The organism is Nocardioides sp. HDW12B, from assembly GCF_011299595.1.
Taxonomy (GTDB): domain Bacteria; phylum Actinomycetota; class Actinomycetes; order Propionibacteriales; family Nocardioidaceae; genus Marmoricola_A.
The window spans coordinates 2,078,043-2,103,185 of the sequence record NZ_CP049867.1 but is presented as its reverse complement, the minus strand read 5'-3'; the positions used below and the strand labels follow the sequence as shown (position 1 = coordinate 2,103,185).

The window sequence follows — 25,143 nt, the reverse complement described above, 5'->3', positions numbered from 1 at the left end:
GCGCGGGTCGGCGCGTCGCCGCCGCGTACGACGTACCGGGGGCGGCTGGCGCGGCCCGGCTACCGTCGAGTCATGAGCTGGCAGCAGGCACCCACCCCGACGCGGCGACGCCCGACGGCGGGCGCGGCGTTCCAGGTGATCCTGGTCTTCGTCGGCGCGCTCTACGTCGTGGAGCTGATCGACCAGCTGTCCGGGAGCTGGTTGCAGGACAACGGCGGCATCGAGCCACGTCAGGCCGAGGGCCTGGACGGGGTGCTGTTCGCCCCGGCGCTGCACGGGCCCTGGGACCACCTGATGGCCAACACCGTGCCGCTGCTGATCTTCGGCTTCCTGCTGCTGCTCTCCGGCGTGCGCCGCTGGCTGGTCGTGACGGCGGCGGTGTGGCTGGTCGGCGGTGCGGGCGTCTGGCTCACCGGAGGCACCGGGACGCTCCACGTCGGGGCGTCGATCCTGGTCTTCGGCTGGTTGAGCTACCTGTTGCTGCGCGGGATCTTCTCGCGCCAGGCCGGGCAGATCGGTCTCGGGGTCCTGCTGCTGGTGCTGTACGGCGGGGTGCTCTGGGGCGTCCTGCCCGGACAGCCCGGCATCTCGTGGCAGGGACACCTCTTCGGTGCGATCGGCGGCGGCCTGGCCGCGTGGCGGCTGGGCCGCATCGACCGGGCGACAGGGGAGTCCCCCGGCTGGCCGTGACGCGTCGACCGCGCGTTGGAGATCACCTGGCATCCGAGGGTCTGCCTGTGAGCAGCACTCTGGCGGGCGAGCGCCCCAAGCCCTGACGCCGCTACCTCCTCGAGCTCGATCGGATACCTCCAGGGGAGCCCCGAGTGTGGTCGGCGGCAGGTCGTCCACGCTCACCGCCGAGGGCAGGAACAGGACGACGGCGCGCACCACCGTGCAGGCCACTGGGCATGACGCTTACGCGTTCGTTCAGCGCGGAGCGGATGCAGGGAGCCGCGCGCACCTGACTTATGAAAAGCGAAGAAACTTTCGAATAAGGTCTCGGATCGTGAGATGTGGGGCCGATCCTGTCGGTGGGCCCGGGGACCCTGGATACATGACGACTTCGACGCCTCCCGGTGCGCAGCACCCCGATGTGCCGGGATGGCGTGAGTCCCGCCCGGACGGGGGCGCGCCGCGAGGTGGGCCGCTGGCCGCGCTGGGGAGGGCCGCGACTGCGGTCGACGAAGCGGCGGCGACGATGTGGGCCGCACGGTCCGGTGCTGAGCTGGTCGCCACGGTCGAGGCAGTGGCCCACCTCCGCGCGAAGCTCGACGGGCTGGAGCTCGCGGTCGCAGCCGAGCTGGAGGTCAGCCCGGCGGGGCAGCAGGCACTGAAGGACGACGGCTGGGCGTCGGCGAGGGACTTCCTGACGCACGCCGCCGGCGGTCGCCGGCGCAGCGGTCCCGCCACGGCACGGCTCGCCCGGCGGGTCCAGGGCCTGCCCAGCGTGGCCGAGGCGCTCGCCGACGGCTGGCTGTCGCGCACCCAGGCGCGCATCGTCGCGGAGGCGATCGAGCGGCTGCCGCAGGACGTCTCGCTGCGCGACCGCGCCGTCGCCCTGATGCTCGACGAGGCCACGCGGCTGTGCGCCGACGACCTCGAGACCGTCGGCCACCGCCTCGTCGAGACCCTCGACCCGACCGGAGACACCGCCCGCCGCGAGCGCGAGCTCGAGCGGACCGAGCGCTCGGCGCACCTCAACCGGTCCCTGCGCATCGGCTTCGACGGGCTGGGCGGAGGAGCGGGCCGCTTCAACGGCTCGAAGGAGGACCTCCTGCTGGTCTCGACCGTGCTGCTGTCGCTCGCCGCGCCGCAGCCGGCCGAGCCGGGCTCGTGCGGCGGTGACGGCGTCTGCGCCGACCTGCAGTGCCGGACGCTCGGCCACTCCGGACGCGACCTGCGCGACCACGGCGCCCGCATGTTCGACGCCCTCGTGCAGCTCGCCCGCACGGCCCAGTCGAGCGGCGCGCTCCCGCAGGGCCACGGAGGCGTCCCGCAGGTCGTGGTGACGATGGACCACGACGACCTCCGTGACGCCGTCGGACGGGCGACCACCACCGCCGGGGTGGACCTCGACCCGGCGACGGCCCGTCGTCTTGCGTGCGACGCCGACCTGGTCCCGGCCGTGCTGGGCGGCGACGGGAGCGTGCTCGACGTGGGGCGCAGCCAGCGACTGGTCACGGCGGCGATCTGGCTGGCCCTGGTCGTGCGCGACCAGCACTGCGCCTTCCCGGGCTGTCGCCGTCCGCCGGTCATGTGCCACGCCCACCACGTCGTGCACTGGGCGGACGGCGGCCCGACGAGCCTGGCCAACCTGGTGCTGCTGTGCGGCACCCACCACCGCATCGTCCACAGCACGCCCTGGCGGGTCCGGATCAGCACCTCCGACGCCCGGCCCGAGTTCCTGGTCCCCGGCAGCACCACGTGGGTGCGCGAGCGCGGGTGCGACCCGCCGGGGGAGCGAGAACGTCGGCCCGCCGCGTGAGGCGGGCACCGATCCCTTCGACGCGCTCGGTCCCCGGACGAGCGGGCCGTGCGGAGCGTGCCCGCTGGTAGGTTCGGCCCCCGGGACACCCCCACCGACACCGCTCACGAAGGGCAGACCGAGGACTCCATGACCCACGCCGCACGCCTGGCCACCAGGGAGCACCGGCCGTGACGGCGTACGACTGGGCCTTCCGCCACGCTGCCGTCCGGGTCGACGCCGAGAAGGCGCACCACGCCGGCTTCGCCGCCATCCGCGCCGCCCGTCCCGCGCTGGAGCCGCAGGGACGCCGGCTGCGGCGCGACCTGACGCCCGTGAGCGCGATGGGCCTCACCTTCCACGGCCGGCTCGGCCTGGCCGCCGGCTTCGACAAGAACGCCGCCGGCGTCGACGCGCTCGGGGGGCTGGGCTTCTCCTTCGTGGAGATCGGCACCGTCACCGGCCGTGCCCAGCCCGGCAACGACCGGCCGCGGCTGTTCCGCCTCCCCGCGGACGGCGCGATCCTCAACCGGATGGGCTTCAACAACGAGGGAGCAGAGGCCGTCGCGGCCCGGCTGAAGCTCCGGGCCGGCAGCCACGCGACCCGACCGGGTCGCCACCGCACCGGCGACCTCGTGCTCGGGGTGAACATCGGCAAGACCAAGGTCGTCAGCGAGGACCAGGCCGCCGCCGACCACGAGCGCAGCGCGCGTCTGCTGGCGCCGTACGCCGACTACCTGGTGGTCAACGTGTCCTCGCCGAACACGCCCGGCCTGCGTGACCTCCAGGCGGTGGACAAGCTGCAGCCGCTGCTGGCCGCGACACGGGCTGCGGCCGACGACGTGACGAGCCGGCGGGTGCCGCTGCTGGTCAAGATCGCGCCCGACCTCGCCGACGACGACGTGCTGGCGGTCGCCGACCTCGCGCTGGCCGAGGGGCTCGACGGCATCGTCGCCACCAACACGACCATCGCGCGCGACACACTCGTCACCCCCGCGGACGAGGTGGCCCGGCTCGGTGCGGGCGGGGTGAGCGGGGCGCCACTGACCGAGCGCGCCGACCACGTCACCCGGCTGCTGCGCGACCGGGTCGGGCCCGAGCTCACCCTGATCGGCGTCGGAGGCATCAGCACGCCCGAGGACGCCGTACGCCGCGTGCGGGCCGGCGCGACCCTGGTGCAGACCTACACTGGCTTCGTCTACGGCGGACCGACCTGGCCCGCCCGGGTCCAGCGCGCCCTCGACCAGGACCTACGAGGGGCCGGAACCCCATCCGGCGCGGCCGGATCGACGAGCGGAGACGCCTGATGGACCCCTTCGGCACACGGCTCGAGGCCGCCCTCGACCAGCACGGACCGGTGTGCGCCGGGCTCGACCCGCACGCCTCGCTGCTGTCGGCGTGGGGCCTCGACGACGACGCCGACGGCGTCCGCCGCTTCTCGCAGGCGTGCGTGGAGGCGTGGGCCGGCCGGGTTGCCCTGGTCAAGCCGCAGTCGGCGTTCTACGAGCGCCACGGCTCCGCCGGGATCGCCGTGCTCGAGGAGACCGTCGCCGCCTTCCGCGCCGCCGGCACCCTGGTGCTGCTCGACGTCAAGCGGGGCGACATCGGCTCCACCGCGCAGGCGTACGCCGAGGCGTACCTCGACCCGGCCGCCCCGCTGGCGGTCGACGCCATCACCGCCAGCCCCTTCCTCGGTGTCGGTTCGCTCACCCCGATGGTCGACCTGGCCCGGGCCCACGGCGCAGGGCTCTTCGTGCTCGCCCTGACCTCCAACCCCGAGGCGCCGCAGGTGCAGCTGGCCCGCACCACCGTGGGGCCGGACGCCGGGCGCACGGTCGCGACGACCGTGCTGGCAGCGCTGGCCGAGCTGAACGGTGCGACGCCCTCCGGCGCCTCGGGCGGCGCCGCGAACGCGCCCCTGGGGTCGTTCGGGGCCGTGGTCGGGGCCACCGTCGCGCCGAGCGAGGAGCTGACGGCCGCGCTCGACTTCGGGGGACCCGTCCTCATGCCGGGCGTCGGAGCCCAGGGCGGCACCGTGGCGGCCGTGCGCGAGCTCGCGGGGCAGGCGCGGCAACGGGTGGTGCCGTCGGTCAGCCGCGAGCTGCTCGGCGCCGGACCGGACCCGCAGGCGCTGCGCGAGGCGGCTGCGAGCCTCAACGATACGTTCCGGGCAGCGCTCCGTGGCTGACCGGTCGACGGGTCCAGCTCGTCCGGCCTGCCCGGCTCGTCCGGCCCGCCCCGCCCACCCGTTCCGCCCGGCCCGGCCGCTTCGCTCACTGCGGCGACGCGGCCCGGCGGTCGTGGTGGCGGTGCTGCTGCTGGCCGCGACGGCGGCCTGCGGCGGCGACGGCGAGCAGGAGGACTACTGCGCCAGCTTCCTCGACCGGCGTCAGGAGCTCTCCGACCTCGCCGCCCGCCAGAGCGAGGCCGCCAAGGACGGCGAGGGCGTCGACGTGCTGTCGCCGACGCTGGCGGCGTTCGAGGACCTGCGCGACCAGGCCCCGACCGAGCTGCGCGACGAGTGGGACACCCTGGTGTTCGCCTACCGCGACCTGGCCGAGGCGGTCGAGAGCAGCGGCCTCGACCCGGTCGAGTTCCAGGTGGGGGAGGTGCCCGAGGGGCTGGACCCGGCCGACCGCAAGACGCTGTCCCGGGTCGCCAGCAAGCTCGGGGCTCCTCGGGTGGTCGAGGCGGCCAGCGGGATCGAGGGCTACTCCGCCCAGGTCTGCGAGGACGGGGGCGAGGACCAGGGCGGGGACGAGGGTGGGGAGGACGGCGCCGTCGAGGACGCGCCGACCGAGGAGCCCTGAGCCGGGACCGCCCCGGCTCGATCCCCGGCTCGATCCGCGTCTCGATCCGCGTCTCGATCCGCGTCTCGATCTTCGTCACGACCGCCGGCCCCATCCGCGGCCCCATCCTCGGCTCGATCCCGGCCTCATCCCGGCCGGATCCCCAGCTCGATCCTCGGCCCGATCGCCGGCCGATCCCCTCCCGATCCCCTCCCGATCCCCGCCCGATCCCCGCTGCGTCGCGTCGCGTTTGCGGGGCGCGCGAGGCCGTGGCTAGATTGCCCCTGTCCCTGCCCGCCCTCGACCGACAACGAGGTGCCCCCTGTGGCTCTGCCCCGGCTCAGCCCCGAACAGCGTCAGGCGAACCTCGACAAGGCGGCCGCGTCGCGACGTGAGCGGGCCGAGGTGAAGAACCGGCTGAAGCACTCGGGCGCGTCGATCTTCGAGGTGCTCGAGCAGGGTCGCTCCAACGAGGTCATCGGGAAGATGCGCGTGATCGACCTGCTCCAGTCGATGCCCGGTCTGGGCAAGGTCCGGGCCAAGCAGATGATGGAGCGGCTGGCGATCTCCGAGAGCCGGCGCGTCCGAGGTCTGGGCAGCAACCAGCTGGCGGCGCTCCGGGAGGAGTTCGCGCGCCGGGAGCAGGGCACGAGCCAGGGGTGAGCGGTCGGCTCACGGTGCTCGCCGGCCCCACGGCGGTCGGCAAGGGCACGGTGGCGGCGTACGTGCGCGCCCACCACCCGGAGGTCTGGATCTCGGTGTCGGCCACGACCCGTCCCGCACGTCCCGGCGAGGTCGACGGGGTGCACTACCACTTCGTCGCCCCCGAGACCTTCGAGGCGATGGCGCAGCGCGGCGACCTGCTCGAGTGGGCGGTCGTGCACGGCCGCCACCGCTACGGCACGCCGCGCGGCCCGGTCGAGGAGGTGCTGGCGCAGGGACGGCCGGCGCTGCTGGAGATCGACCTGCAGGGCGCCCGGCAGGTGCGCGCCTCGATGCCGCAGGCGCGCTTCGTCTTCCTCAAGCCCCCGTCGTGGCAGGAGCTGGTCAACCGGCTCGTCGGCCGGGGCACGGAGTCGGAGGAGGAGCGGACCCGCCGCCTCGAGACTGCGGTGGCCGAGCTGGCCGCCGAGGAGGAGTTCGACGTGACGGTCGTCAACACCGACGTCGCCGAGGCAGCCGAGGAGTTGGTAGGCTTGATGGTGGATCCATCCGCCTGACGCCGTCGTCGCCGGTGCGCTGACCACTCCAGGTCGGCCCGGACGCCGCTCGTCATCCATCTGCACCCGAATCTGTGAGGCTCACCCACGTGTCTGGCACCCCTGTCGCTGAAGGCATCACCAACCCCTCCATCGACGAGCTCCTGACCAAGACCGACTCGAAGTACCGCCTGGTGCTCTACGGAGCCAAGCGAGCGCGCCAGATCAACGCCTACTACGCCCAGCTGGGCGAGGGCCTGCTGGAGTACGTCGGCCCGCTGGTCGACACCCACGTGCAGGAGAAGCCGCTGTCGATCGCGCTGCGCGAGATCAACGACGACCTCCTGACCTGCGAGGAGTACGACCCCGAGGCCGAGCCCGAGGTCACCGCCGCGGGCACCGTCCCGGCCACCGGCACCGCGGACGACCTCGAGCTCTGAGGTCGCACCCGTGACCGAGCCCGGGGCTCCCGCGTCGGGCCCCCGCGTGGTCCTCGGGGTCAGCGGCGGCATCGCGGCCTACAAGGCCTGCGAGGTGCTCCGCCGCTTCACCGAGTCCGGCCACGACGTCACCGTCGTCCCGACCGCGGCAGCGCTGCGGTTCGTGGGCGCGCCCACCTGGGCGGCGCTGTCGGGCAAGCCGGTCGGTGACGACGTGTGGACCGACGTCCACCGGGTGCCGCACGTGCGGATCGGCCAGGAGGCCGACCTCGTCGTCGTCGCCCCGGCGACCGCCGACGTGCTGGCCAAAGCCGCCCACGGGCTGGCCGACGACCTGCTGACCAACACCCTGCTCACGGCCCGCTGCCCGGTGGTCATGGCTCCGGCCATGCACACCGAGATGTGGGAGAACGCCGCCACCCGGGCCAACGTGGCCACGCTGCGCTCGCGCGGCATCGTCGTCCTCGAGCCCGCCGAGGGTCGCCTGACCGGTGCCGACACCGGCAAGGGCCGTCTGCCCGAGCCGGCGGAGATCGTGGCCGCGGCGCTCGACGTGCTGGGCCGCGGCGGCGCCGCCGGGGGAGCCGAGGGCGACGACCTGGCCGGACGCCACGTGGTGGTCTCGGCCGGCGGCACCCGCGAGTACCTCGACCCGGTGCGCTTCCTCGGCAACCGCTCCTCCGGGCGCCAGGGCGTGGCCCTGGCCCGCACCGCCGCCGCCCGGGGCGCCCGCGTCACGCTGGTCGCGGCCAACGTCGAGCTGGCGGACCCGGCCGGCGTCAGCGTCGTACGCGTCGAGACCACCGCCGAGCTCCGCGAGGCCGTCCTGGCGGCCTCCGCCGACGCCGACGCCGTCGTGATGGCCGCCGCGCCGGCGGACTTCCGGCCCGCGAGCACGAGCGCGACCAAGATCAAGAAGGACGACGACGGCGGGGGAGCCGAGGTGCACCTGGTGCAGAACCCCGACATCCTCGCCGAGCTGGCCGCCGAACGGCCGCACCCGGGGCTGGTCGTGGTCGGCTTCGCCGCCGAGACCGGCGACGAGCGCGGCTCGGTCCTCGAGCACGCCCGCGCCAAGCTCGCCCGCAAGGGCTGCGACCTGCTCGTGGTCAACGACGTCAGCGGCGGCAAGGTCTTCGGCAGCGAGGACAACGAGGCCGTCGTGCTCGACCGCGACGGCGGCTCGGCGACGGTGCCGCTCGGCTCCAAGTCGGCGCTGGCCCACGTGGTGTGGGACCAGGTCGCGTCGCGCTGGGCCGCGTCCTCGTCCACCAACCAGACGCCCTGAGGGCCGCTGGTCCGGTGTGACTAGTCTGGCGCAGAGTTCACCAGGCACAACTGACACAGCAGACGTCGTACGGAGAAGAGGCAGCACACGTGGCGGGACGACTTTTCACCTCGGAGTCAGTGACCGAGGGGCACCCGGACAAGATCGCGGACCAGATCAGCGACAGCGTCCTCGACGCGATGCTCGCCGAGGACCCGCGCAGCCGCGTGGCGGTCGAGACGCTGGTGACCACCGGCCTCGTCGTCGTCGCCGGTGAGGTGACCACCGAGGCCTACGTGCCGATCGCCCAGCTCGCCCGCGACCGGATCCTCGCCATCGGCTACGACAGCAGCGACAAGGGCTTCGACGGCGCGTCCTGCGGCGTCCAGATCGCCATCGGCCAGCAGTCCGCCGACATCGCCCAGGGCGTCGACAGCGGCCACGAGGAGCGCACCGGCGGCTCCGTCGACGAGCTCGACAAGCAGGGCGCGGGCGACCAGGGGATCATGTTCGGCTACGCCTGCGACGACACCCCGCAGCTGATGCCGCTGCCCATCACGATCGCCCACGGCCTGGCGGAGCGGCTCTCGGAGGCCCGCCGCAGCGGCGACATGCCCTACCTGCGTCCCGACGGCAAGACCCAGGTCACCATCGAGTACGACGACGAGGACCGTCCGTTGCGGGTCGACACCGTCGTGGTGTCCACCCAGCACGCCCGGGGCATCGACCTCGACAACATGCTGACCCCGGACATCAAGAAGTACGTGGTCGACCCCGTGCTGGCGGCCTACGACGTGCCGTCCGACGACTACCGGCTGCTGGTCAACCCGACCGGCGTCTTCGAGATCGGCGGCCCGATGGGCGACGCCGGCCTGACCGGGCGCAAGATCATCATCGACACCTACGGCGGCATGGCGCGCCACGGCGGCGGCGCGTTCTCCGGCAAGGACCCCTCGAAGGTCGACCGCTCGGCGGCGTACGCGATGCGCTGGGTGGCCAAGAACGTCGTGGCCGCCGGTCTCGCGCGCCGCTGCGAGGTCCAGGTCGCCTACGCGATCGGCAAGGCGCAGCCCGTCGGTCTGTTCGTGAACACCTTCGGCACCGAGGCCGTCCCGACCGCCTCGATCCAGAAGGCCGTGCTCGAGGTCTTCGACCTGCGTCCCGCCGCGATCATCCGCGACCTCGACCTGCTGCGGCCGATCTACGCCCAGACCGCCGCCTACGGCCACTTCGGCCGCGAGCTGCCGGACTTCACCTGGGAGCGCACCGACCGCGCCGACGCCCTCAAGGCCGCGGCCGGCCTCTGACGCCCCGGCTCACTCACCTCAGGCGCGCCACCTCCGGTCCGGCGGCATGTAACGCGGGGTTATGGACGCCTCCCACGGGTCCTGACCCTGGCGAGGCGTCCACAACCCGTGGTCGGTCACGGGGGGACGTCGGCCGGGTCGGATGCGTCGGGCGGGGCTGGTTGAATCGCGGCCATGACGCCACCCGACGACGCTGACGACGGCCAGGGAGCCCTGCTCCCGGCCCTCGCCGGTGCGCGCCGGAAGGCAGCGTCCGCCACCGCGGAGGTACGCCGCCGCGAGGCCCGGGCGCCGGTCGAGCCCGCCACGCACCTGCCGGTCGCGCGCGTGCTCGTCGACGTGCCGTTGGCCCACCTGGACCGGCCGTTCGACTACCTGGTGCCGGAGACGATGTCCGACCGGGTGGTGTCGGGCTCGCGGGTCAAGGTCCGCTTCGCCGGCCAGGACGTCGACGGCTTCGTCCTCGAGCGGGTCGCCGAGAGCGACCACCCCGGGCGGCTCGCCCCGCTGCGACGGGCCGTCAGCGCCGAGCCGGTCCTCACCCCCGAGGTCGCCCGGCTGACCGGTCTCGTGGCGGCGCGGTACGCCGGCACCCGCTCCGACGTGCTGCGTCTGGCCGTCCCGCCCCGTCACGCCACGGTGGAGAAGGAAGCCCGTCGGCCTCGCGCCGGCTCGGTGCCGGACGGCGCTCGCGCCGAAGACACCCCCGCAGGCGGCCCCCGCTCCGGCGGCTCCTCGACCGGCGACGCTGAGACCGACGGCGCTTCCCCGAGCGCTCCCACGGCCGGCGCCTCCACGGGCGCTCCCACGGCCGGCGCCTCCACTGGCGCTTCCCCGGGCGCTCCCACGGCCGGCGCCTCCACGGGCGCTCCCACGGCCGGCGCCTCCACGGGCGCTTCCCCGGACGCTCCCACGGCCGGCTCTTCCACGGGCGCTTCAGCGGGCGCGTCCCAGGGCGGCGGCACCACGGAGGTCCAGCCCGACGGGCCCGCTGCCTGGTGGCGGCGCTACCCCGGCGGGGAGTCGCTCGCCGCGGCGTGGGCCGGTCCGGCTGTCCCGTCCACAGCGGGACGCCGTCCGGAGGCACCGGCCGAGATGGCCCGCGCGGTGTGGACCGTGGCGCCCGGGGACGACTGGGCAACGGGGCTGGCCCACGCCGCCGCGGCCACGCTGTCGGCGGGCAAGGGCTCGGTGCTCTGCGTGCCCGACACCCGCGACCTGGCCCGGCTCGACGCGGCCCTTACTGCTGTCCTCGGTCCGGACCGGCACGTCACGCTGAGCGCCGACCTGGGCCCGGCACCCCGTTACCGGGCCTTCCTGGCGGTCGCCCGCGGTGACGTCAGGGTGGTCGCCGGCACCCGTGCGGCCGCGTTCGCCCCGGTCCACGACCTCGGCCTGGTGGGCCAGTGGGACGACGGCGACGACCTCTACGCCGAGCCGCGCGCGCCGTACCCCCACACCCGGGAGGTCCTGCTGCTGCGCGCCCACGACACCGGTGCCGCGGTCCTCCTCGCGGCCCGGGCCCGCAGCGTCGAGGCCGGCGCGCTCGTCACGTCAGGCTGGGCCCGGGAGGTCGTCGCCGACCGGGCCGAGGTACGACGCCGGGCGCCACGCGTCAGCGTCACGGGCGACCGCGACGTCGAGATCGAGCGCGACCCCCACGCCCGCGCCGCCCGCATCCCCAGCACGGCCCACGCCGCCATCCGTGACGGGCTCCAGGTCGGGCCGGTGCTGGTGCAGACGCCCCGGCTCGGGTACGCCGCCGCCCTCACCTGCCGCACCTGCCGCACGCCGGCGCGCTGCCGGCGCTGCCAGGGCCCGCTGGTGCTCCCGCGGGCCGGGGAGGCCCCGACGTGCCGCTGGTGCGGCCAGGCCGACCCCGGCCACGCCTGCCGGGTGTGCGGCGACCAGGCCGTGCGGGTCCCCGTGGTGGGCGACCGACGGACCGCCGAGGAGCTCGGCCGGGCCTTCCCGCGGGTCCCGGTGCGGCGCTCCAGCGGCGACCACGTCCTGGACCGTGTCGGACCGGAGCCGGCCCTGGTGATCGCCACCCCGGGCGCCGAGCCGGAGGCCGAGGACGGGTACGCCGCCGTCGTGCTGCTCGACACCTGGCTGCTGCTGGCACGCGTCGACCTGCGCGCCGGCGAGGAGGCGGCCCGCCGCTGGTTCAACGCCGCCGCGCTGGCCCGACCCGCCGAGCGCGGGGGCCGGGTGGTGGCGGTGGGGGAGCCGTCCGAGCCCGCGCTGCAGGCGCTGGTGCGCTGGGACCCGGCGAGCTTGGCCGTCCGCGAGGCGGAGGACCGCTCCGCCGCCCACCTGCCGCCGGCCTCCCGGCTGGCCGTGCTGACCGGGGACCCGCAGGCGGTGGAGGACGTGCTGACCGTGCTGGAGCTGCCCGACGGCGCCGAGGTGCTCGGGCCCGTGGCCGTCGACCCCGGCGGGGCGGTTCCGCCGGCGGGCCGCGACCCCGAGGCACGCGTCGTCGTCCGGGTGCCGCGCGCGTCCGGGGCGGCCCTGTCGCGCAGCCTGCTGGAGGTCCAGGGCGTGCGCGCGGCCCGCAAGCTCCCGACGGTCCGGGTCCAGGTCGATCCGTGGGCCCTGGGCTGAGCCCTCGCAACCCCTCGCAATCCCTCGCGAGCCGTCGCGAGCCGTCGCGAGCCGTCGCGAGCCGTTCGCGGGCCGTCGCGGGCCGTCGCGCGCGGTCGCGGGCCGTCGCGCGCGGTCGCGGGCCGTCGAGGACCGGCCGGGACGTCCGCGGGCCGTAGACTGTGCGCCGCTCCCGACCCGAGAGGCCCTTGTGACCGTCCAGCCCATCCGACTCTTCGGCGACCCGGTGCTGCGCACCCCGGCCAGCCCCGTCGTCAACTTCGACGCCGAGCTCCGCCGCCTCGTCAAGGACCTCACCGAGACGATGCTGGACGCCCCGGGAGCCGGGCTGGCTGCGCCGCAGATCGGCGTCGGCCTGCGGGTCTTCACCTGGAACGTCGACGGCGAGGTCGGCCACCTCGTCAACCCCGAGCTGACGCTGTCGGAGGAGACCCAGCACGGCGAGGAGGGTTGCCTGTCGATCCCCGACCTGGCCTTCGACTGCACCCGCGCCCTCAGCGTCGTGGCCCGCGGCTTCTCGATGCACGGCGAGCCCGTGACGATCCAGGGCTCCGACCTGCTGGCCCGCGCCATCCAGCACGAGACCGACCACCTCGACGGGGTGCTGTTCGTGCAGCGTCTCGACGCCGAGACCCGCAAGGCCGCGATGAAGGCGATCCGCGAGTCCGACTGGTTCGGGGCGCCCCCGACGATCAAGGTCAGCCCGCACCCGACCGCCCCCGGCCTGGGGCTCTGAGGGCGGCGTGCGCATCGTCTTCGCCGGCACCCCCGAGGTCGCCCTGCCCTCGTTGGCGGCCCTCGCCGCCAGCGACCACGAGCTGGTCGGGGTCGTCACCCGCCCCGACGCCCCGGCGGGTCGCGGCCGGCGCCTCGTCGCCTCCCCGGTGGCGCAGGCCGCCGAGGAGCTCGGCGTGCCCGTGCTCAAGCCCGAGCACCCGCGCGACGCCGACTTCCAGGCCGCGCTGCGCGACCTCGCGCCCGACGCCTGCCCCGTCGTGGCGTACGGCGCGCTCCTGCCGCAGCCGGCGCTCGACATCCCCGCTCACGGGTGGATCAACCTGCACTTCTCCCTGCTGCCCGCCTGGCGGGGTGCCGCCCCGGTGCAACGGGCGGTGTGGGCCGGCGACGAGATCACCGGGGCCACGACCTTCCGCATCGTCAAGGCGCTCGACGCCGGCCCGACCTTCGGGGTGGTGACCGAGCGGGTCCGGCCCACGGACACCTCCGGCGACCTGCTCGGGCGTCTGGCCGAGGCCGGCGCCCCCCTGCTGGTGGCGACCCTCGACGGCATCGAGAGCGGCGAGGTCGAGGCCCGTCCGCAGCCCGGGGACGGGCTGTCGCTCGCCCCGAAGATCTCGGTCGAGGAGGCGCAGGTCGACTGGACCGAGCCCGCCCAGGCCGTGGACCGACGGGTGCGCGCCTGCACGCCTGCTCCTGGGGCGTGGACCACGCTCGCCGGCGAGCGCGTCAAGCTCGGTCCGGTGCAGCCCGACCCCGAGGTCTCGGCCGCCCCCGGCGAGCTGGTGGTGTCCAAGAACGCCGTGCACATCGGCACGGGCAGTCACGCCGTACGCCTCGGGGAGCTGAAGGCGTTCGGCAAGAAGCAGATGGCGGCCGCCGACTGGGCCCGCGGCGTCCGGCTGGACCCCGGCGCCCGGTTCGGCGCCTGATGGCCGACCCCGCGCGCTCGGCGGCGCTCGCGGTGCTGCGCGCGGTCTCCGAGGACGGTGCCTACGCCAACCTCGCGCTGACCGCCGTGCTGCGTGAGCGGGGGCTGTCGGGTCGCGACGCCGCGCTGGCCACGGAGCTGGCGGCCGGGTCGCTGCGGCGCCAAGGCACGTACGACGCCGTGGTGGCCGCCTGCGCCGGGCGCCCCCTGGAGCGGATCGACGCGCCCGTGCTCGCCGTGCTGCGCCTGGGCGCCCACCAGCTGCTGTCGACCCGGGTGCCGCCGCACGCCGCGGTCGCCACGTCGGTCGACCTGGCCCGCGAGGTCGGCGGCCGCAAGGTCACGGGCTTCGTCAACGCGGTCCTGCGTCGCGTGGGCGAGCACGACCTCGACACCTGGGTCGGCCGGCTCGCTCCCGACCCCAAGCGGGACCGGCACGGACACGCCGTGCTCGCGCACGCCCACCCGCGGTGGGTCGTCGACGCGCTGGCCGAGGCCCTGGCCTCGACCGGCCGGTCCGCGGAGCTCGACGACCTGCTGGCCGCCGACAACGAGTCCCCGGCGGTGACCCTCGTGGCCCGGCCGGGCCTGGTCGACCCCGACGAGCTGCTCGGCGAGGCGGAGGCACAGGGCGCGACGCGCACGCCGTACTCACCGCTCGGGGTGCGCCTGGCCCAGGGTGACCCGGGCGCGCTCGCCGCGGTGCGGTCCGGTCGTGCCGGCGTGCAGGACGAGGGCTCCCAGCTGGTCGCGCTGGCGCTGGCCGACGCCCCCCTCGAGGGGACCGACGCGCGGTGGCTCGACCTGTGCGCCGGCCCGGGCGGCAAGGCAGCGCTGCTCGGCGCGATCGCCGCGCAGCGCGGGGCGACGGTGCAGGCGGTGGAGCCGCAGCCCCACCGTGCCGACCTCGTACGACGAGCCACCGCGGCTCTGCCCGAGGGCACGGTGCGGACCGTCGTGGGGGACGGGCGCGAGCCGGACTGGCCCCGGGGCAGCTTCGACCGGGTGCTCGTCGACGCGCCCTGCACCGGCCTGGGCGCCCTCCGTCGGCGTCCCGAGGCGCGGTGGCGACGCGTCCCGGAGGACCTCGACGGCCTGGTGCCGCTCCAACAGGCCCTGCTGGGCAGCGCGATCGACTCCGTGCGCCCCGGAGGCGTGGTCGCCTACGTGACCTGCTCGCCGGTGCTGGCCGAGACCGCGGCCGCCGTCAGCGCCGTGCTCCCGGAGCGCGACGACCTCGAGCTGCTCGACGCCGGTGCCGTCCTGCCTCAGGTGCCGGACGCCGCCGGCCCGCTGCCGGGCACGGTGCAGCTCTGGCCGCACCGGCACGGCACGGACGCGATGTTCCTGGCGCTGCTTCGCCGGAGATGACGAACGGCACCCGGTCTCCCGGGTGCCGCTCGTGGGTCGTGCTGGGGTGCGCCGGTCGTGCCGGGCGCGCTCGTCGCGTCAGGGACGCGGCTGGGTCGGCTCCTGGGGGGCGCCGCCCGTGCCAGGCGTCGTGCCGGGCGTCGTGCCGGGCGTCTGCGTCGTGCCGGGCGTCTGCGTGGTGCCGGTGCCGGTGCCGGGAGTCTGGGTCGTCCCGGTGCCCGGGTGCGTCTCGTGGGGCGTCGTCATGGGCGTCTCGTGGGTGTGGCCGGAGGGCTGCGGACGGTAGCCGTCGGAGCGGTGGTCGACGTCGGGGTCGAGCCGGTCCGCCTCGCGGATGACGTCCTCGTGCCGGGCCTGCTCGACGTGGGCGCCCTGCTGGGCCTGGGCGGCGTCGCGCTCCGCGCGCTCGGCCTCGAGCTTGGCGCGTGCGGCGCGGGCCTCGGCCTCCTTGGCCTCGACCTGGGCGTGAGCCGCACCCGTGGAGTGCTGGCTGGCCTCGTGACGCAGGCGCTCGGCCTCGACGCGCTTGCGCTCGGTCTCCTCGCGGTGGCGCTCGGCCTTCTTGCGCTTGGCGACCGCCGCCAGGGCGGCGAGTGCGGCGAGCACGAGCAGTGCGACGACCACGATGATGACGATGGTGCTGGTTTCCATGGGACCTCCCGAGTTCGGTTCCGCCCGCCCAGATGGGCAGGAGGCCTTCGGTAGGCCGTACCCCGCTCAGCCCGGGCCAATCCTCCGCCGCGACGGCCACTAGGCTCGGAGCCACCATGGCTGCCCAGATCTCGCCCAGCATCCTGTCCTGCGACTTCGCCCACCTCGCCGACGAGGTGGCCCGGATCCGCAACGCCGACTGGCTCCACGTCGACGTGATGGACAACCACTTCGTGCCCAACCTGACCCTGGGGCTGCCCGTGGTGGAGTCCCTGCGGGCCGCGGCGGAGACGCCGCTCGACCTGCACCTGATGATCGAGGACCCCGACCGGTGGGCGCCGGCGTACGTCGAGGCCGGGGCGGGCTCGGTGACCTTCCACGTCGAGGCGGCGACCGCCCCCGTGCGCCTGGCCCGCGAGCTGCGCCACCAGGGGGCCCGCGCCGGGATGGCACTGCGCCCCGCGACGCCGGTCGAGCCCTACGAGGACCTGCTCGGCGAGCTCGACATGCTGCTGATCATGACGGTGGAGCCCGGGTTCGGCGGGCAGAAGTTCCTCGACCTGTGCCTGCCGAAGATCCGTCGGGCCCGACAGCTGATCGACCGTCACGGGCTCGACCTGTGGCTGCAGGTGGACGGGGGCGTCTCCGCGGAGACCATCGAGCGCTGCGCCGAGGCGGGCGCCGACATGTTCGTGGCCGGCTCGGCCGTCTTCGGCGCCGACGACCCCGCCGCGATGGTCGACCGCCTGCGTGGACAGGCCGAGCGGGCGACAGGCAGAACCGCGCAGGCGTGACCGGCGACACCCACCACTCCCGCTGACGTCGTCTCGGGCCGTGTGGCAGGCTTGTCCTCGACGAGCCAGTGCTCGCGTGCTCTGGGGTCGGTGAAATTCCGAGCCGGCGGTGACAGTCCGCGACCCGGCCACAGCCAGTGGCCGGTTGACCAGGTGAAAGTCCTGGACCGACGGTGAGAGTCCGGATGGGAAGCGCACGCAGTGCCCTCGCCGACGCCTCGCGTGTCGACGAGCGCCCGCGTCCCCTCCCTGCCCGGTGCCCGTGAGCGGACCGAGAGGGCAGTTCTCATGACCGGGCACACGACCGGCGCGACGCACGAGCGCTTCGCGCCCGCCGAGACGGCGGCGATGCGGCGTGCCCTGGCGGTCGCGGCCTCCCCGGACGCCCCGCTCGGTCCCAACCCGCGCGTGGGCTGCGTGCTGCTCGACGCCGCCGGCGCCGTCGTCGCCGAGGGCCACCACCGCGGTGCCGGTACGCCGCACGCGGAGGTCGACGCGCTCGCCGACCTGGCCGCGCGGGGCACGTCGGCGACCGGCCTGACCGCGGTGGTCACGCTCGAGCCCTGCAACCACACCGGCCGCACCGGCCCGTGCTCCGAGGCGCTGCTGGCCGCCGGCGTCCGCCGGGTCGTCCACGCCCAGTCCGACGCCGGCCCGGTGTCGACCGGGGGAGCGGCGCGGCTGACCGATGCCGGGGTCGAGGTGGTCGGCGGGCTGCTGCTCGACGAGGCCCGGGCGCTGAACCCGGTGTGGACCTTCTCGGTCGAGCAGGGGCGGCCTTTCGTGACCTGGAAGACGGCCGCCTCGCTCGACGGCCGCAGCGCCGCGGCCGACGGCACCTCGCGCTGGATCAGCAACGCCGACTCGCGCCGCGACGTCCACGCCCGGCGCGGCGAGGCCGACGTCGTGCTCGCGGGCACCGGGACGGTGCTGGTCGACGACCCGCGGCTCACCGTGCGCGACGAGCACGACACCGACCTGCCCCGGGAGCGTCAGCCGCTGCGGGCGGTCATGGGGCTGCGCGAGCTGCCGGGCGAGCGTCGCGTGCTCGACGACGCGGCCGAGACCGTGCACCTCCGCACCCGCGACCCCCACGCGGCGCTGGCCGACCTCCACGCGCGGGGGCGCCACCACGTCTTCCTCGAGGGCGGGCCGCAGCTGGCCGGCGCCTTCCTCGAGGCCGGCCTCGTCGACGAGGTCGTCGCGTACGTCGCCCCGGTGCTCCTCGGCGGAGGTACGCACACCGTCGAGGGGCTCGACGTGCCCACCCTCACCGCCGCCCACCGGCTCGACGTCGTCGACGTCGCCGTGCTCGGGGACGGTCCCGACCGCGACGTACGCCTGCGCATGCGACCGCGGCCCCGGGAGCGGCCAGGCGACGGAGCCGACGTCCCGGAGCGACGTACGTGACGCCTCGACGCGGCGCACGTGACGTTTCGGTGCGACACACGTGACGCTTCGCCCCCACCGACCAGCACGACCACGACCACGACCACGACCGACGTGACCAGCACGACCAGCAACCAGGAGGACTGAGGCCATGTTCACCGGCATCGTCGAGGAGCTCGGCGCCGTCGTCGACCTGACCGTCCAGGGCGACGCGGTGCGCCTCACCGTGCGCGGCAACGCCGTCACCGAGGGCACTGCCCTGGGTGACTCGATCGCGGTCAACGGCTGCTGCCTGACCGTGGCCGAGCTGCAGGAGGACGGCTTCACCGCCGACGTCATGACCCAGACGCTGCGGCTGACCGGCCTCGGTGCCCTGCGGCCCGGGAGCCGGGTCAACCTCGAGCGTGCGGTCACCCCCACCACCCGCCTCGGCGGCCACGTCGTCCAGGGCCACGTCGACGCCACCGGCGAGGTCGTCGCCCGCACGCCCAGCGAGCACTGGGAGCTGGTCGAGGTCTCGCTGCCGGCCGGGCTCGCGCGCTACGTCGTGGCGCAGGGCTCCATCACCGTCGACGGCGTCAGCCTCACCGTGGCCGCCCTCGACGACGCCGCCGGCACCTTCACCGTCTCGCTCATCCCCGAGACGCTGGCGCGGACCACGCTCGGCGCGGCCGCGGTCGGCACGGTCGTCAACCTCGAGGTCGACGTGATGGCGAAGTACGTCGAGCGCCTGCTCGCCCACGGTGCCGCCCCCGGCACCCCCACCACTCCCGAGACCACCCCCACGAGCACCACCACCGGCACGACCAGCACCCCGGAAGGACAGTCATGACAGGGCACGAGGGCATCCGCCTCGACGACGTCGAGGACGCCGTGGCCGACATCGCCGCAGGCCGTCCGGTCATCGTCGTCGACGACGAGGACCGCGAGAACGAGGGCGACATCATCTTCGCCGCCAGCAAGTCCACCCCCGAGCTGATGGCCTTCACGATCCGTCACAGCTCCGGCGTCATCTGCGCCCCCATGCCCGGCGAGATGCTGGAGCGGCTCGAGATCCCGCTGATGACGCCGCACAACCGCGACAAGATGCGCACGGCGTACACGATCTCGGTCGACGCCCGCGACGGCGTCAGCACCGGCATCAGCGCCGCCGACCGCTCGCACACGGTGCGCACGCTGGCCGACTCCGCCACCGAGCCGTGGGAGCTCACCCGCCCCGGACACGTCTTCCCGCTGCGCTACCGCGAGGGCGGCGTGCTGGTGCGGCGCGGCCACACGGAGGCCGCCGTCGACCTGGCCCGGATGGCCGGGCTCACCCCGGTCGGCGTGCTCGTCGAGGTCGTCAACGACGACGGCACCATGAAGCGCGGGCCCGAGCTGCGCGCCTTCGCCGACGAGCACGGCCTGAAGATGATCTCGATCGAGCAGATGGTCCACCACCGCCGTCGCGTGGAGTCCCACGTCGACCGGGTCGCGACCACCCTGCTGCCGACCCGCGCCGGCGACTTCACCGCGGTCGGCTACCGGATCTCCATCGACGGCTCCGAGCACGTCGCGCTGGTGTACGGCGACCCGGCCGACCTCCGCAGCGGCGAGCCGGTGCTGACCCGGGTCCACTCGGAGTGCCTGACCGGCGACGTCTTCGCCAGCAGCCGCTGCGACTGCGGACCTCAGCTCGACGAGGCCATGGAGCGCATCGTGGCCGAGGGCCGAGGCGTCGTCATCTACCTGCGCGGCCACGAGGGTCGCGGCATCGGCCTGCTCGCCAAGCTGCAGGCCTACCAGCTCCAGGACGGCGGCAGCGACACCGTCGACGCCAACCTCGAGCTCGGGCTGCCCGCCGACGCCCGCCACTACGGGGCCGCCACCCAGATCCTCAAGGACCTCGGCGTCGACGCGGTGCGGCTGATGACCAACAACCCGGCCAAGACCGAGGGCCTCGAGGCCTACGGCATCCGGGTCGCCGAGCGGGTCGCCCTGACCCCGCACCCCAACGACCACAACCTGACCTACCTGCAGACCAAGCGCGACCGGATGGGGCACGACCTGCCCGACCTGGCCGACCCGACCGGGACACCGGCCACCACCACCGCACCCACCACCACCGTCACCCCCGAAGGAGCTGCCCGATGAGCGGCGAAGGATCCCCGACCGCGCAGTACCAGGCCGAGCCGTTCGACGGCAGCGACCTCCGGGTCGCGGTGGTCGCGGCCAGCTGGCACGACCAGGTGATGGACGGCCTCCTGGCCGGCACCCACCGCGCCCTCGACGACTTCGGCGTCACCTCGCGCGAGGTCGTCCGCGCGCCCGGCTCCTTCGAGCTGCCCGTGGTCGCCGGCGCGCTCGCCGCGCAGGGGTACGACGCCCTGGTGGCGCTCGGCGTCGTGATCCGCGGCGGCACGCCCCACTTCGACTACGTCTGCTCGGCCGCCACCGACGGGCTGACCCGGGTGGCGCTCGACCACGGCGTACCGGTCGGGTTCGGGCTGCTCACCTGCGACACCGAGCAGCAGGCGCTGGACCGCGCCGGTCTCGAGGGGTCGGTGGAGGACAAGGGCTACGAGGCGACCTCGGCCGCCCTGGTCACCGCACGGTCGCTGCAGGCCATCCGCGGCCGGCAGCGGGGCGCGTGACCCCACCCGCGGGGCCGTACCCTGGTGGGCGCCCTGACCGGGCCCGAGAGAGAGCGTGGAGATGAAGACCTTCGAGGAGCTGTGGACCGAGCTCAACGACAAGGCCCGTGACCGTCCCGAGGGGTCGGGCACCGTGCAGGCGCTGGACGCCGGCGTCCACAGCATCGGCAAGAAGCTCGTCGAGGAGGCCGCCGAGTCCTGGATGGCCGCCGAGCACGAGACGCCCGAGCGCGCCGCCGAGGAGATCAGCCAGCTGCTCTACCACGCCCAGGTGCTCATGCTCGCCTCCGGCCTGACCCTCGACGACGTCTACGCGCACCTGTAAAGGGACCACCCCATGACCAGCACCACCCCCCTCACCGGCACCGGCTCCACCCCCGCCGACGAGCGCCGTCCGCTGCTGCGCGTCGCCGTGCCCAACAAGGGCTCGCTGAGCCAGAGCGCCTCCGACATGCTGCGCGAGGCCGGCTACAAGCAGCGCCAGGACTCCAAGCAGCTGACGCTGACCGACGTCGCCAACGGCGTCGAGTTCTTCTACCTGCGCCCGCGCGACATCGCGGTCTACGTGGGGGAGGGCACCCTCGACCTCGGCATCACCGGCCGCGACCTGCTGCTCGACTCCGGCGCCAAGGCCGAGGAGTCGGTGCGGCTCGGGTTCGGGCGCTCGACCTTCCACTTCGCCGCGCCCCCCGGCGTGCTGTCGTCCCTCGACGACCTGGCCGGCAAGCGCATCGCGACGTCGTACGACGGCGTGGTCGAGCGCTGGCTGGAGGAGAAGGGCATCGAGGCGACCGTGATCCGTCTCGACGGGGCGGTCGAGACCAGCGTGCAGCTCGGTGTGGCCGACGCGATCGCCGACGTCGTGGAGACCGGCAGCACGCTGCGCCAAGCGGGTCTGGAGATCGTCGGTGAGGTCGTCCTCGAGTCCGAGGCGGTGCTCGTCGGCCGCGTCGGTGCCCAGGAGTCACCCGCGCTCGAGATCTTCCTCAGGCGGGTGCAGGGCGTGCTGGTGGCCCGCTCCTACGTGATGATGGACTACGACATCCCCTCGGTGCACGTGGAGCGCGCGGTCGCGCTGACGCCCGGCATCGAGAGCCCCACCGTCTCGCCGCTGCACCGCGAGGGCTGGGTCGCGGTGCGGTCGATGGTGCCGCGCGAGGCAGCCCAGCGGATCATGGACGAGCTGTTCGAGATCGGTGCCCGCGGCATCCTCACCACCGACATCCATGCCTGCCGGCTCTGAGCGGGCGGGGGAGCCCGTCGTCGAGCCGACCGACCTGCCGGTGACCTTCCGACCCCGCGGGGTCCGGGTCGCCGCCCTCGTCTTCGGCGGCCTGCTGCTCGCGACCGTGGTCGTTCTCTGGCTGTCGTTCCCCGACGACGTCCGCGCCTCCTTCACCACCTTCCAGCGGCTGACGGTGCTGGTCCTCGGGCTGATGGTGCTCGTCATCGAGCACGGGCTCTCACGCTGCCGCATCGACGCCACGGCAGGCGGGCTGCACGTGGTCAACGGCTACCGCACCCACGACTACACCTGGCCCGAGGTGGTGGCGGTGACGCTGCGCCCCGGCAACCCGTGGACGGTGCTGGACCTCAGCGACGGCACGTCGCAGGCCGCGATGGGCATCCAGGGATCCGACGGCGCGCGCGCCAAGGCGCAGGTGCGCCGGCTCAGGGCGCTGATCGAGGCCCACGCGGCCGACGAGCCACCCCGTCCGGGACCTGCACAGCCCCGCTGACGCCGTCGACGATCAGGTCGGCCCGCTCCCGCGTGCGCTCGCGCTCGTGCAGCGCGTCCTCGTCGGGCACGAACGCGTCCCAGGACGCCGCCAGCTCCTCGCCGTCGCGCGCCAGGCCGCGGGCACGCCGCAGGTCGGGCGGGGCCTCGACCCAGGCAAGGGCCGACAGCGCGTCGTCGTACCCGAGGTGTCCGGAGCCGACGCCCTCCAGGACCACGAGGTCGACGAGCGGGACGACGACCGTCTCCGCCGCCCGCCGGGCGTGCCAGTCGTAGCGCCGGTAGGCCCCGTCGCGCCCGGCACGCAACGGGTCGACGACCTCGGTCCGCAGCCGGGGACCGAGCTCGTCGAGCCCGTCCCAGCCCTGAAGGACGTCGTCGGTCGCGACGACCGTCACGCCCAGGCCGGCGTCGTGGGCGACCCCCGCCAGCGCGGCCGCCAAGGTGGTCTTGCCGGAGCCCGCTGGCCCGTCGATCGCGACCAGCCGCCCCGACCGGCCGCCGGCGGAGCCCAGCCGGCGCGGCGTGGCGAGGGCCACCTCGAGCAGCACGTCGGCCGCCGCGGGCCGGCTCACGTGATGCCGCGGCGCCGCAGGATCGCCTCGATCTCGTCCAGGTCGGGATCGCCGGTCCCGGCGCCTGCGGGCGTCGGCCCCGGTGCCGAGCCGGCCGCGCCGCGGGCCGGCGGGGGAGAGGCAGCAGGCGCGGTCGCCCGGCTCCCGAGCGCGTCCGGCGCCGGGGTCGCGGCACCGGGTCCGGCGCCGGCGGGGGCGCCGGCAGCGTCGGCCTGCCGCCGCGCCGCTCGCCCGCGCCTCGCGGGGCGCGGGTCGCGTCCGATCAGGCGACCGCTGAGGAGGAACAGCACGGCCGAGACGCCGGCCACGGCGATGCCGGTCCACGTCAGGGGGTCCAGCACCAGGCGGGAGGACCAGCGGCCGAACGCGCCGACGACGTCGCCGACCAGGCGCAGGGTGCCGGTGAGGGCGGCCGCCAGCGGGATCAGGCTCCAGGCGACGGCGCGCAGGCCGCGGGCAGGACCGCGACGCGACCAGACGTACGTCGAGGCGCCGAGGCCGAGCAGGGTCAGCACCAGGCCGAGGGCCTGCCAGGTCGCCGTGTCGAGCCCGCTCATGCTCGCCAGCCTACGGGCCGGGGCCGGAGGACCGCGTGCCACGATGGGGCCGTGCGCTCGATCCCCGACCCCGGCTTCTCCGGCGACGACGGCTCCGCCTCCTCGGACGTCGAGGCGGCCCTGGCGGCGTACGCCCAGCCGGGCGGCAGCCGCCTCGCGGCGCTGCAGGTGCTGCAGCACGCCCGCCTGCTGGTGCCGGTCGTGGCGGTGCTCGGCGAGGTCGAGGTGGACGAGGCCGGGCTGGCCCACGACAAGTCCTCCGACATGGCGACCGTGCTGATGACCGCCCCGGACGGACGACGCGGCCTGCTGGCCTTCACCAGCGGCGCGGCCATGGCGCGCTGGGACCCAGCCGCGCGACCGGTCCCGGTCGCTGCGCGGCTCGCGGCCCAGGCGGCACGGCAGGAGTCGGCCGACGCGCTCGTGGTCGACGTCGCCGGACCCGTGCCGTTCGCGGTCGAGGGCGACTCGCTCGTGAGCCTGGCCGAGGGGCTCGTGCTGACCCGGTTGCGGACCGGCACGGGGACGGCCGACGCGGACCGCTTCGGTTGGGTGAAGGTCGACGCCTGAACGGGGCCAGCGGGACGGTGAGCCGGCCGGACGTCGGGAATGTGCGTCCCGCGCCGAGGGTTGGTACTCTTGTCGGGACCGATCCTTCTGGTGGCGCGAGCCACGGGGAGGATCCGACAAGCGGAGCTCGTCTCCCACCCGCACCGGCCGCACCAGGTCGTCGGGTCCGGTCACGGAGAGCGCCACGGGAGACCGGGGTGCTGCTCCTGCAGTGCCAGTGAGGCAGTGAGGCGGGGAACCACCCGTCCGCAGCACCGGCGCTGGGCTGGCTTCCGCTGTCGCAGACGCGGAAGCCTTTTTCATGCGGGTTCCCGGGTCGGGGTCCATCACCAGACCAACCCAGGAGGACTCAATCACCACCGAGCTGCGCATCAACGACCGGATCCGGGTTCCCGAGGTCCGACTCGTCGGTCCCAACGGAGAGACCGTGGGCATCGTCCGTATCGACGACGCCCTGAGGCTGGCCTCCGAGGCCGACCTCGATCTCGTCGAGGTCGCGCCCATGGCCAGGCCGCCGGTCTGCAAGCTCATGGACTACGGGAAGTTCAAGTACGAGAACGCCCAGAAGGCCCGTGAGGCACGACGGAACCAGACCAACGTCGTGATCAAGGAGATGAAGCTCCGACCGAAGATCGACGCGCACGACTACGAGACCAAGAAGGGTCACGTCGTGCGGTTCCTCAAGCAGGGCGACAAGGTCAAGATCACGATCATGTTCCGTGGCCGCGAGCAGCACCGCCCCGAGCTGGGTCTGCGGCTGCTGGAGCGCCTGGCCGACGACGTCACCGAGCTGGGCTTCGTCGAGTCGTCGCCCAAGCAGGACGGCCGCAACATGATCATGGTCCTCGGACCGGTGAAGAAGAAGGCCGAGGCGAAGGCCGAGGTCAAGGCGGCCAAGGCCGAGCGCGCCGCCGAGCGTGCCGCCGAGGCCGAGGCGGAGCGCATCGAGTACAAGGAGCGCGCCGCCGCCGCGCACGCCACCCCCAAGCCCGAGCGCCCGGCCCGTACGCCGGAGAACCTCGACGAGGTGTGACCCCCGGGGGAGCCGGCACCGCCGGACCCCCGCACCCGAACCGGCCCGCGCCACCGCGCGGGCCGCACCAGATGAAGTAAGGACGATCTG

At 74.7% G+C, this 25,143-nt stretch carries 27 protein-coding genes and 1 riboswitch; of the genes, 24 read left to right on the top strand and 3 right to left on the bottom strand.

Annotation, left to right across the window (positions count from 1 at the left end; genetic code table 11):
• Positions 1–72: 72 nt before the first annotated feature.
• The 14 genes from G7072_RS09850 to G7072_RS09785 all read left to right on the top strand — a co-directional run bounded on the left by G7072_RS09850 (position 73) and on the right by G7072_RS09785 (position 15,113).
• A complete protein-coding gene (locus G7072_RS09850; RefSeq protein ID WP_166085900.1) occupies positions 73–690 on the top strand; it encodes a rhomboid family intramembrane serine protease in 618 nt (205 codons plus the stop codon).
• A gap of 364 nt (positions 691–1,054) precedes the next feature.
• Positions 1,055–2,485, top strand: coding sequence for an HNH endonuclease signature motif containing protein (locus G7072_RS09845; protein WP_166085898.1), 1,431 nt, complete (start codon positions 1,055–1,057; stop codon positions 2,483–2,485).
• Between the two features lie 170 nt (positions 2,486–2,655).
• Complete coding sequence (locus tag G7072_RS09840) at positions 2,656–3,771, top strand: quinone-dependent dihydroorotate dehydrogenase (RefSeq protein ID WP_166085896.1); 1,116 nt, start codon at positions 2,656–2,658, stop codon at positions 3,769–3,771.
• Positions 3,771–4,652 (top strand): orotidine-5'-phosphate decarboxylase, encoded by an 882-nt coding sequence (pyrF, locus tag G7072_RS09835; protein ID WP_166085893.1) that lies wholly within the window; start codon positions 3,771–3,773, stop codon positions 4,650–4,652. Before G7072_RS09840 ends, pyrF begins: the two co-directional genes overlap by 1 nt.
• A gap of 115 nt (positions 4,653–4,767) precedes the next feature.
• Positions 4,768–5,274 (top strand): hypothetical protein, encoded by a 507-nt coding sequence (locus tag G7072_RS09830; protein ID WP_166085891.1) that lies wholly within the window; start codon positions 4,768–4,770, stop codon positions 5,272–5,274.
• 303 nt (positions 5,275–5,577) lie between these two features.
• Complete coding sequence (gene mihF / locus G7072_RS09825; protein WP_166085888.1) at positions 5,578–5,916, top strand: integration host factor, actinobacterial type; 339 nt, start codon at positions 5,578–5,580, stop codon at positions 5,914–5,916.
• On the top strand, positions 5,913–6,473 hold the full coding sequence (gene gmk / locus G7072_RS09820; protein WP_166085886.1) for a guanylate kinase: 561 nt from the start codon (positions 5,913–5,915) through the stop codon (positions 6,471–6,473). Before mihF ends, gmk begins: the two co-directional genes overlap by 4 nt.
• Positions 6,474–6,562: 89 nt before the next feature.
• Positions 6,563–6,892 carry a DNA-directed RNA polymerase subunit omega gene (gene rpoZ / locus G7072_RS09815; RefSeq protein WP_166085884.1) on the top strand — a complete coding sequence of 110 codons (330 nt, stop codon included), beginning with the start codon at positions 6,563–6,565 and terminating at the stop codon, positions 6,890–6,892.
• A 10-nt stretch (positions 6,893–6,902) separates the two neighbouring features.
• The gene (gene coaBC / locus G7072_RS09810) at positions 6,903–8,180 is read left to right on the top strand and encodes a bifunctional phosphopantothenoylcysteine decarboxylase/phosphopantothenate--cysteine ligase CoaBC (protein ID WP_240917238.1); all 1,278 of its coding nucleotides are present in this window, start codon (positions 6,903–6,905) and stop codon (positions 8,178–8,180) included.
• Between the two features lie 89 nt (positions 8,181–8,269).
• Positions 8,270–9,466, top strand: coding sequence for a methionine adenosyltransferase (metK, locus tag G7072_RS09805; protein WP_166085882.1), 1,197 nt, complete (start codon positions 8,270–8,272; stop codon positions 9,464–9,466).
• 174 nt (positions 9,467–9,640) lie between these two features.
• On the top strand, positions 9,641–12,073 hold the full coding sequence (locus G7072_RS20030; RefSeq protein ID WP_166085880.1) for a primosomal protein N': 2,433 nt from the start codon (positions 9,641–9,643) through the stop codon (positions 12,071–12,073).
• 190 nt (positions 12,074–12,263) lie between these two features.
• Positions 12,264–12,809, top strand: coding sequence for a peptide deformylase (gene def, locus G7072_RS09795; RefSeq protein WP_166085878.1), 546 nt, complete (start codon positions 12,264–12,266; stop codon positions 12,807–12,809).
• A 7-nt stretch (positions 12,810–12,816) separates the two neighbouring features.
• Positions 12,817–13,743, top strand: a complete 927-nt coding sequence (gene fmt / locus G7072_RS09790) for a methionyl-tRNA formyltransferase (protein ID WP_166085876.1) — start codon at positions 12,817–12,819, stop codon at positions 13,741–13,743.
• Entirely contained in the window at positions 13,743–15,113 is a 1,371-nt protein-coding gene (locus tag G7072_RS09785; protein WP_166085874.1) for a transcription antitermination factor NusB, read from the top strand. The genes fmt and G7072_RS09785 overlap by 1 nt, the downstream gene beginning before the upstream one ends.
• Before the next feature lie 78 nt (positions 15,114–15,191).
• On the opposite strand, the gene G7072_RS09780 is transcribed toward G7072_RS09785, so the two are convergent.
• Entirely contained in the window at positions 15,192–15,764 is a 573-nt protein-coding gene (locus G7072_RS09780) for a hypothetical protein (protein WP_166083599.1), read from the bottom strand.
• Between the two features lie 116 nt (positions 15,765–15,880).
• On the opposite strand from G7072_RS09780, the gene rpe reads away from it, so the two are divergent.
• From rpe to G7072_RS09740, 8 genes are all read left to right on the top strand, one after another.
• Positions 15,881–16,558 carry a ribulose-phosphate 3-epimerase gene (gene rpe / locus G7072_RS09775; RefSeq protein WP_166085872.1) on the top strand — a complete coding sequence of 226 codons (678 nt, stop codon included), beginning with the start codon at positions 15,881–15,883 and terminating at the stop codon, positions 16,556–16,558.
• 72 nt (positions 16,559–16,630) lie between these two features.
• A riboswitch (FMN riboswitch) is annotated at positions 16,631–16,760 on the top strand.
• An 86-nt stretch (positions 16,761–16,846) separates the two neighbouring features.
• Positions 16,847–17,968 carry a bifunctional diaminohydroxyphosphoribosylaminopyrimidine deaminase/5-amino-6-(5-phosphoribosylamino)uracil reductase RibD gene (gene ribD, locus G7072_RS09770; protein ID WP_240917237.1) on the top strand — a complete coding sequence of 374 codons (1,122 nt, stop codon included), beginning with the start codon at positions 16,847–16,849 and terminating at the stop codon, positions 17,966–17,968.
• Positions 17,969–18,098: 130 nt separating this feature from the next.
• Positions 18,099–18,779, top strand: a complete 681-nt coding sequence (locus tag G7072_RS09765) for a riboflavin synthase (RefSeq protein WP_166085870.1) — start codon at positions 18,099–18,101, stop codon at positions 18,777–18,779.
• The gene (locus G7072_RS09760) at positions 18,776–20,080 is read left to right on the top strand and encodes a bifunctional 3,4-dihydroxy-2-butanone-4-phosphate synthase/GTP cyclohydrolase II (RefSeq protein ID WP_166085868.1); all 1,305 of its coding nucleotides are present in this window, start codon (positions 18,776–18,778) and stop codon (positions 20,078–20,080) included. Before G7072_RS09765 ends, G7072_RS09760 begins: the two co-directional genes overlap by 4 nt.
• A complete protein-coding gene (ribH, locus tag G7072_RS09755; RefSeq protein WP_166085866.1) occupies positions 20,077–20,580 on the top strand; it encodes a 6,7-dimethyl-8-ribityllumazine synthase in 504 nt (167 codons plus the stop codon). Before G7072_RS09760 ends, ribH begins: the two co-directional genes overlap by 4 nt.
• A gap of 61 nt (positions 20,581–20,641) precedes the next feature.
• Positions 20,642–20,905: a phosphoribosyl-ATP diphosphatase gene (locus G7072_RS09750; protein WP_166085864.1), complete on the top strand. Its 264-nt coding sequence runs from the start codon at positions 20,642–20,644 to the stop codon at positions 20,903–20,905.
• Positions 20,906–20,917: 12 nt separating this feature from the next.
• Positions 20,918–21,823 carry an ATP phosphoribosyltransferase gene (gene hisG / locus G7072_RS09745; protein WP_240917236.1) on the top strand — a complete coding sequence of 302 codons (906 nt, stop codon included), beginning with the start codon at positions 20,918–20,920 and terminating at the stop codon, positions 21,821–21,823.
• Complete coding sequence (locus tag G7072_RS09740) at positions 21,807–22,319, top strand: PH domain-containing protein (RefSeq protein WP_166085862.1); 513 nt, start codon at positions 21,807–21,809, stop codon at positions 22,317–22,319. Before hisG ends, G7072_RS09740 begins: the two co-directional genes overlap by 17 nt.
• Here the strand turns inward: G7072_RS09740 and G7072_RS09735 are convergent.
• Both G7072_RS09735 and G7072_RS09730 read right to left on the bottom strand, forming a co-directional pair.
• A complete protein-coding gene (locus tag G7072_RS09735; RefSeq protein ID WP_206063339.1) occupies positions 22,252–22,893 on the bottom strand; it encodes a 4-amino-4-deoxy-L-arabinose transferase in 642 nt (213 codons plus the stop codon). The genes G7072_RS09740 and G7072_RS09735 overlap by 68 nt on opposite strands.
• Positions 22,890–23,450, bottom strand: coding sequence for a cellulose synthase (locus tag G7072_RS09730; protein ID WP_166085860.1), 561 nt, complete (start codon positions 23,448–23,450; stop codon positions 22,890–22,892). The genes G7072_RS09735 and G7072_RS09730 overlap by 4 nt, the downstream gene beginning before the upstream one ends.
• Positions 23,451–23,501: 51 nt before the next feature.
• Here G7072_RS09730 and G7072_RS09725 point away from each other — a divergent pair, with 51 nt between their 5' ends.
• Together G7072_RS09725 and infC are read left to right on the top strand one after the other, a co-directional pair.
• On the top strand, positions 23,502–24,020 hold the full coding sequence (locus G7072_RS09725; RefSeq protein WP_240917235.1) for an SseB family protein: 519 nt from the start codon (positions 23,502–23,504) through the stop codon (positions 24,018–24,020).
• 301 nt (positions 24,021–24,321) lie between these two features.
• Complete coding sequence (infC, locus tag G7072_RS09720) at positions 24,322–25,053, top strand: translation initiation factor IF-3 (RefSeq protein ID WP_166085859.1); 732 nt, start codon at positions 24,322–24,324, stop codon at positions 25,051–25,053.
• Positions 25,054–25,143 lie beyond the last annotated feature (90 nt).

Coding starts and splice junctions, on each gene's coding strand:
- G7072_RS09850 (WP_166085900.1), top strand. CDS start 73: ATGAGCTGGCAGCAGGCACCCACCCCGACGCGGCGACGCCCGACGGCG.
- G7072_RS09845 (WP_166085898.1), top strand. CDS start 1,055: ATGACGACTTCGACGCCTCCCGGTGCGCAGCACCCCGATGTGCCGGGA.
- pyrF (WP_166085893.1), top strand. CDS start 3,771: ATGGACCCCTTCGGCACACGGCTCGAGGCCGCCCTCGACCAGCACGGA.
- G7072_RS20030 (WP_166085880.1), top strand. CDS start 9,641: ATGACGCCACCCGACGACGCTGACGACGGCCAGGGAGCCCTGCTCCCG.
- G7072_RS09785 (WP_166085874.1), top strand. CDS start 13,743: ATGGCCGACCCCGCGCGCTCGGCGGCGCTCGCGGTGCTGCGCGCGGTC.
- G7072_RS09780 (WP_166083599.1), bottom strand. CDS start 15,764: ATGGAAACCAGCACCATCGTCATCATCGTGGTCGTCGCACTGCTCGTG.
- rpe (WP_166085872.1), top strand. CDS start 15,881: ATGGCTGCCCAGATCTCGCCCAGCATCCTGTCCTGCGACTTCGCCCAC.
- ribD (WP_240917237.1), top strand. CDS start 16,847: ATGACCGGGCACACGACCGGCGCGACGCACGAGCGCTTCGCGCCCGCC.
- G7072_RS09765 (WP_166085870.1), top strand. CDS start 18,099: ATGTTCACCGGCATCGTCGAGGAGCTCGGCGCCGTCGTCGACCTGACC.
- G7072_RS09760 (WP_166085868.1), top strand. CDS start 18,776: ATGACAGGGCACGAGGGCATCCGCCTCGACGACGTCGAGGACGCCGTG.
- ribH (WP_166085866.1), top strand. CDS start 20,077: ATGAGCGGCGAAGGATCCCCGACCGCGCAGTACCAGGCCGAGCCGTTC.
- G7072_RS09750 (WP_166085864.1), top strand. CDS start 20,642: ATGAAGACCTTCGAGGAGCTGTGGACCGAGCTCAACGACAAGGCCCGT.
- hisG (WP_240917236.1), top strand. CDS start 20,918: ATGACCAGCACCACCCCCCTCACCGGCACCGGCTCCACCCCCGCCGAC.
- G7072_RS09740 (WP_166085862.1), top strand. CDS start 21,807: ATGCCTGCCGGCTCTGAGCGGGCGGGGGAGCCCGTCGTCGAGCCGACC.
- G7072_RS09730 (WP_166085860.1), bottom strand. CDS start 23,450: ATGAGCGGGCTCGACACGGCGACCTGGCAGGCCCTCGGCCTGGTGCTG.
- infC (WP_166085859.1), top strand. CDS start 24,322: ATGCGGGTTCCCGGGTCGGGGTCCATCACCAGACCAACCCAGGAGGAC.